Annotated in this window: 7 protein-coding genes; 2 read left to right on the top strand and 5 right to left on the bottom strand. The window is 62.9% G+C overall.

Going from position 1 to position 5,532, the window contains the following annotated elements; genetic code table 11:
- On the top strand, positions 1–754 hold a 754-nt coding region (locus EN964_RS22650), incomplete at its 5' end, for an HRDC domain-containing protein (RefSeq protein WP_127276745.1).
- Between the two features lie 49 nt (positions 755–803).
- Here the strand turns inward: EN964_RS22650 and EN964_RS22655 are convergent.
- The 5 genes from EN964_RS22655 to EN964_RS22675 form a co-directional block, all read right to left on the bottom strand.
- Positions 804–1,223 carry an MAPEG family protein gene (locus EN964_RS22655; RefSeq protein WP_127269489.1) on the bottom strand — a complete coding sequence of 140 codons (420 nt, stop codon included), beginning with the start codon at positions 1,221–1,223 and terminating at the stop codon, positions 804–806.
- 37 nt (positions 1,224–1,260) lie between these two features.
- Positions 1,261–1,884 carry a hypothetical protein gene (locus tag EN964_RS22660; RefSeq protein WP_127269488.1) on the bottom strand — a complete coding sequence of 208 codons (624 nt, stop codon included), beginning with the start codon at positions 1,882–1,884 and terminating at the stop codon, positions 1,261–1,263.
- Positions 1,835–3,337 carry an IMP dehydrogenase gene (guaB, locus tag EN964_RS22665; protein WP_127269487.1) on the bottom strand — a complete coding sequence of 501 codons (1,503 nt, stop codon included), beginning with the start codon at positions 3,335–3,337 and terminating at the stop codon, positions 1,835–1,837. The genes EN964_RS22660 and guaB overlap by 50 nt, the downstream gene beginning before the upstream one ends.
- A 156-nt stretch (positions 3,338–3,493) precedes the next feature.
- Positions 3,494–3,949 (bottom strand): PIN domain-containing protein, encoded by a 456-nt coding sequence (locus tag EN964_RS22670; protein WP_127269486.1) that lies wholly within the window; start codon positions 3,947–3,949, stop codon positions 3,494–3,496.
- Positions 3,946–4,191, bottom strand: coding sequence for a type II toxin-antitoxin system prevent-host-death family antitoxin (locus tag EN964_RS22675; RefSeq protein WP_127269485.1), 246 nt, complete (start codon positions 4,189–4,191; stop codon positions 3,946–3,948). Before EN964_RS22675 ends, EN964_RS22670 begins: the two co-directional genes overlap by 4 nt.
- A 287-nt stretch (positions 4,192–4,478) precedes the next feature.
- Between EN964_RS22675 and EN964_RS22680 the strand changes: the two genes are divergently transcribed.
- On the top strand, positions 4,479–5,532 hold a 1,054-nt coding region (locus tag EN964_RS22680; protein ID WP_127276747.1), incomplete at its 3' end, for an MFS transporter.

The raw sequence follows: 5,532 nt of genomic DNA on the forward strand, positions 1-5,532 counted from the left end.
GCGTTTCACCGACTGGCGCCACCGGCCGCTTTCCGACAAGCAGCTCGACTATGCGCTGGCCGACGTCACGCATCTCATCGAGGTCTACCAACACCTCAGCGCCGAACTGGAGCGGGAAAACCGCGCCCATTGGCTCAACGAGGAAATGGAGGTCCTGACCTCGCGCGAAACCTATGATCCGCACCCCGAGGACGCCTGGAAGCGGTTGAAGATGCGGCTGCGCAAACCGCAGGAACTGGCGATCGTGCAGGGCGTGGCGGCGTGGCGCGAGCGCGAGGCGCGCGAACGTGACGTGCCGCGCGGCCGCGTTCTGAAAGACGACGCGATCTACGAGGTGGCGCAGCAGGCGCCGCGCGACGCGGCAGCCCTCGGCAAGCTGCGCACGACGCCGAAGGGCTGGGAGCGCTCGTCGACGGCAACGGCGCTGCTTGGCGCGGTCAACACCGCGCTTGCCTTGCCCAAGGAAGAGATGCCGAAACTGCCAAAGAGTTTCCAGCCGCCCGAGGGCTCGAGCGCCGCGGCGGAACTGTTGAAGGTGCTGCTGCGGATCGTTGCCGAAAAGGAGGGCGTCGCTTCCAAGGTGCTGGCCTCCAGCGACGACATCGACCGTATCGCCGCCGAGGGCGAGGAAGCCGACGTACCGGCGCTGCAAGGCTGGCGGCGCGCGGTGTTCGGCGAGGCCGCGCTCAAGCTGGTACGCGGCGAGATCGGCATCAAGTTCGACAAGCGCAAGATCGCGGTGTTCGACCTTTAGGCGAACGGACTTCCCTTCTCCCCTGTGGGAGAAGGCAGAAGCGCTCTGCTCAGACCGCGCCGAGCAGGTGCAGCGCGAACCAGATCCATCCCAGCAGGAGAATCACCGCACTGACGAAGAATGACCGGCTGCGCAGCAGCAGATTGTTGCTGGTCAGGTGAATCCAGGCATGGAAATAGCGGGACGCGACGAAAATCCACATCAGCGACAAGGTCAGATAGTTGACGCCGTTGGTCAGGTGCAGCGTCAGGCACAGCACGTAAAACAGCACCGGCAGTTCGAACTGGTTGGTGAGATTGGCGGCAACGGTGACGCTGGAGGCCGGTTCGGCCGAACGCACCTTGAACTGACCGGCCTTCGCCTCGCCTGACCTTATTGCGCCGTATCTGCGACGACCCAGGACGCAGTAGACGATGTAGATCAGCAGCACATGCGCGAGAACGGGCCAGAAGATCGTGGTCTGGTTCATCAAGTGCCCCCTGCCCGGTTGGGCTTCGCGTGCGGCATCAGGCCTGGCGTTTCTGGCCCGCCAGCCAGAAGGCCGCGATGACGATCACCGGTATGGCGAAAAGCGCGAATTTGGTGACGGTGAGCGCCGAGGCGAAAGACAGCGAGTCCGGGTTGGCCGACAGGAAATCGGACAGAAGCCGCGCCACCGCAAAGTTCTGAACGTAATGTGCAAGCGTGTAGGGAAGCACCAGGACCAACGCGAAAATCGACTGCAGCTGCGCCGGCAGCACGCGGAAAGCCTTCAATCGCCGGCCGGTGGCCAGGATGAGGCTGACCAGCGTGACCGACAGCAGCGCCGGGAACAACAGGTCGAAGGTCAGATAGTGCCAGACGAGAATGATCTCGCCGCCGCGCCGGCCGAGCGCTGTCAGCCAGGCCATGCCTTCGTCCGGCGTAAACCCTAAAATGCGCATGTCGAGCGACGGCAAGCCGCCGCTCAACTGGCGGAAATAGAAGAATTCCAAAGCCGTCATGGCGATGAAAACCACCGCCGACAGGAAACAGAGCGCGCCTGCGTGGCGAGACAGCCGCAGGATCGTTGCCGTCAGGTTCCGCCCGAGCCCGTACTGGTCAGGCTCCACCGGGATAGTTCGGGCTTTCGCGGGTAATCGTGACGTCATGGGCGTGGCTTTCACGAAGTCCGGCATTGGATATGCGCACAAAGGTGGCGCGCTCGCGGAAATCGGCAAGGTCGCGGCCACCAACATAACCCATAGCGGCTTTCAAGCCGCCCGCAAGCTGGTGCAGCACGCCAGACACAGGTCCCTTGTAGGGAACCTGCCCCTCGATGCCTTCAGGGACCAATTTCAGCGTGTCGCGCACCTCGGCCTGGAAGTAGCGATCGGCGGAGCCGCGGGCCATGGCGCCGACCGAGCCCATGCCGCGATACGCCTTGAAGGAGCGGCCCTGGTGCAGATAGACCTCGCCCGGGCTTTCGTCGGTCCCGGCCAGCAGCGAGCCGATCATGGCCGCACTTGCGCCGGCGGCGAGCGCCTTGGCCAGATCGCCGGAATATTTGATGCCGCCATCGGCGATCACCGAGACGCCGGATTTGTGCGCCGTCTCGACCGCCGACATGATCGCCGAGAGCTGCGGCACGCCGACGCCGGCGACGATGCGGGTGGTGCAGATGGAGCCCGGACCGATGCCGACCTTGACGGCGTCGGCACCGGCGTCGATCAGCGCCTGCGTGCCCGCGGCGGTGGCGACGTTGCCGGCCAGGATGCGAACCGAGTTGGAGAGTTTCTTGGCGCGCGTCACCGCGTCGAGCACGCGTTGCGAGTGGCCATGCGCGGTGTCGATCACCAGAAGGTCGACGCCGGCATCGATGAGACGTTCGGCGCGTTCATAGCCGTCATCGCCGACGCTGGTGGCCGCGGCGGCGCGCAAGCGGCCCTGTGCGTCCTTGCTGGCGTGCGGGTTGAGCTGCGACTTCTCGATGTCCTTGACGGTGATCAATCCGACGCAGTTGCCCTGCCTGTCGACGACAACCAGCTTTTCGATGCGGTGCTGATGCAGAAGCCGCTTGGCCTCGTCCTGGTCGACGTTCTCCTTGACCGTGATCAGGTTGTCACGGGTCATCAGCTCATGGACCTTCTGCGCCGGATCGGAGGCAAAGCGCACGTCGCGATTGGTCAGGATGCCGATCAGCCGCCCGACCTTGTGGCCGCCAGTGCCACCATTCTCGACCACCGGAATGCCCGAGATCGAATAGCTGCGCATCAGGCCCAGCGCGTCGGCGAGCGTCGCGTCGGGGCCGATGGTGACAGGATTGACCACCATGCCGGATTCGAATTTCTTGACCTGCCGCACCTGCTCGGCCTGTTCGGCCGGCGAGAAATTGCGGTGGATGACGCCAATGCCGCCGGCTTGGGCCATGGCGATGGCGAGCCTGGCCTCGGTGACGGTGTCCATCGCCGCCGAGAGGATCGGCACGTTGAGGTCGATGTCGCCGGCGATGCGGGTGCGGACATCGGTCTCGCCGGGCATGACCTCGGAATGGCCGGGCTGCAGCAGCACGTCGTCAAAGGTCAGCGCCAATGCGCCAGTGGACGTTTCGATGATTTTTGCCATGGCCAGTCCCTTGAATATAAAACGCGGTGGGGGAATACAAAAAAGCGCTGGACCGGAATGGACAGCGCCGACTCGTTTCTTCCCTTTCAGGATTGGCGCTGGCTGGTACCACGTCCAAGCGCCAATGAAAAGCCGATCGTCTCGGTGTTTCGCGTTCTATCCAGAAGACTCCCCCAAGAGAGCATTGAGCAGAACGTGACGCGGCGATGCGAAAGGGCTGACGACAGTTACCCCACCCCATGTGAAGCCATCTTGCAGGTCTTCCGAAAGGAGCATCCGACAACCGGTTTGGGAAGCGGTGGACAGAATGACCGCGTCCCAAATGCTGAAGTGGTGGTCCGTAGCCAGATCAGCCGCCATCATCATTACGTCTTGCACTGTCGCGGCAACTGGAAACGCGTCGCGCCAGCCCAGAAGGGCATCCCGGGCTTCTACAGGCGGTCTTCCGGCCTTGCGGACGAGAACGTTGTACAGCTCACCAAGGACCTGAACAGGAATAACAGCAGCCTCTTGCGGTAGGTTGCGCAGCAGTTCAAGAACAATATCGCGCTTCTCGGCACCGTTGACCCCTTCCGCGCAGGCAAGGACATTGGTGTCGAGCGCAACCTTCATCGCTCGTCCTCGTAGAGCTCGCCACGGGTCCAGCGCCCGACATCCAAAACAGGCTGGCGCTCGAGGCGCGACAACAACGCTACGCGCGAGCGGGAAGCCACACCCTGCTGTCGATCGGCGGGCACTATTCGCGCGACCGGGCGTCCGTGACTGGTCACGACGTAGCTCTGTCCTTCGCGAACACCGCGCAGGATGAGAGAGAACTTGCGGTTGGCATCGGCTGCCGAAACGGCTTCTTCCATGACAAAGTCCATATAGTAGTTATATACACTACAATAATGTGACACATCGCCATTCGCAAGCTATTCTTTGCTGCTTGGCCAGCGCCTGGAGACGGAACGAGAAGACCTTGGCCGTCCCGGCAGTTCTGATTTAGGCACGGCGGCAGGCCAAGCGAACTGCCTGTCTCCCCGCAGTCGCACAAAAGTGACAGCAAATTAATGCGACATCAGAGCCGGCCCATGATAACCGCCCTGCATGTTGGCTTGCCTCCCGGTCAACCGTAAAAGAATCAAGTCGGACGCGTTTTGTGAACCGCACCATCCCGCTCATCCTGGCGGTCGCCCTTTTCATGGAAAACATGGATTCGACCGTCATTGCGACATCGCTGCCGGCGATCGCCGTCGACATCCACACCAGTCCGATCGCGCTCAAGCTGGCGCTGACCGCCTATCTCGTCTCGCTGGCGATCTTTATTCCGATCAGCGGCTGGATGGCAGACCGTTTCGGCGCCAAGAATATCTTTCGTGCCGCGATCGCGGTCTTCATCGTCGGCTCAATAGCCTGTGCGCTCTCCGGTTCGCTGCCAGCTTTTGTGGTCTCCCGCTTTCTGCAAGGCATTGGGGGCGCCATGATGACGCCGGTCGGGCGGCTGGTGCTGGTGCGCGCGACACCGAAAAGCGAACTCGTCGCGGCGATGTCCTGGCTGACCGTTCCGGCGCTGGTCGGGCCGCTGGTCGGACCGCCGGTCGGTGGCTTCATCACCACCTATTTCACCTGGCATTGGATTTTCCTGATCAATGTGCCGATCGGCGTGGTCGGCATCTGGCTGGCAACACGTTTCCTGCCGGAGACCGAACCCGCGCAGACCCCGCCACTTGATTTCATCGGCTTCGTGCTGAGCGGGCTGGCGGCATCCGGGGTGGTGTTTGGCCTGTCGGTGGTCAGCTTGCCCTATCTGCCGCCAATCGTCGGTGTCACCACCGTAACGGTCGGCCTCGTGTCGGGGGCGCTCTATCTGCTGCACGCGCGGCGCGCCAAAAACCCGCTGCTGGCGCTCGAACTGTTCCGCAACCAGGTGTTCCGCTCCTCGGTGCTTGGCGGCGGACTGTTCCGCATCGGCATTGGTGCTGTGCCGTTCCTGCTGCCGCTGATGTTCCAGATCGGTTTTGGGCTGACGCCGTTCCAGTCCGGCATGATCACCTTCGTCTCTGCAATCGGCGCCATCGGCATGAAATTCGTCACCGCGCTGATCTTCCGCGTCGCCGGCTTCCGCCGCGTGCTGGTTGTCGGTTCGCTGGTCGCCGCCGCCTCGATCGCCATCAACGGCCTGTTCACACCCGACACACCTTATCTCTTGATGC

Origin of the sequence: Mesorhizobium sp. M7A.F.Ca.CA.001.10.2.1 (genome assembly GCF_003998575.1) — a bacterium.
GTDB lineage: Bacteria > Pseudomonadota > Alphaproteobacteria > Rhizobiales > Rhizobiaceae > Mesorhizobium.

What these genes read in the sequence shown, in the direction of transcription:
- EN964_RS22655 (WP_127269489.1), bottom strand. Translation starts at nt 1,223, where the DNA reads ATGAACCAGACCACGATCTTCTGGCCCGTTCTCGCGCATGTGCTGCTG.
- EN964_RS22660 (WP_127269488.1), bottom strand. Translation starts at nt 1,884, where the DNA reads ATGACGTCACGATTACCCGCGAAAGCCCGAACTATCCCGGTGGAGCCT.
- guaB (WP_127269487.1), bottom strand. Translation starts at nt 3,337, where the DNA reads ATGGCAAAAATCATCGAAACGTCCACTGGCGCATTGGCGCTGACCTTT.
- EN964_RS22670 (WP_127269486.1), bottom strand. Translation starts at nt 3,949, where the DNA reads ATGAAGGTTGCGCTCGACACCAATGTCCTTGCCTGCGCGGAAGGGGTC.
- EN964_RS22675 (WP_127269485.1), bottom strand. Translation starts at nt 4,191, where the DNA reads ATGGAAGAAGCCGTTTCGGCAGCCGATGCCAACCGCAAGTTCTCTCTC.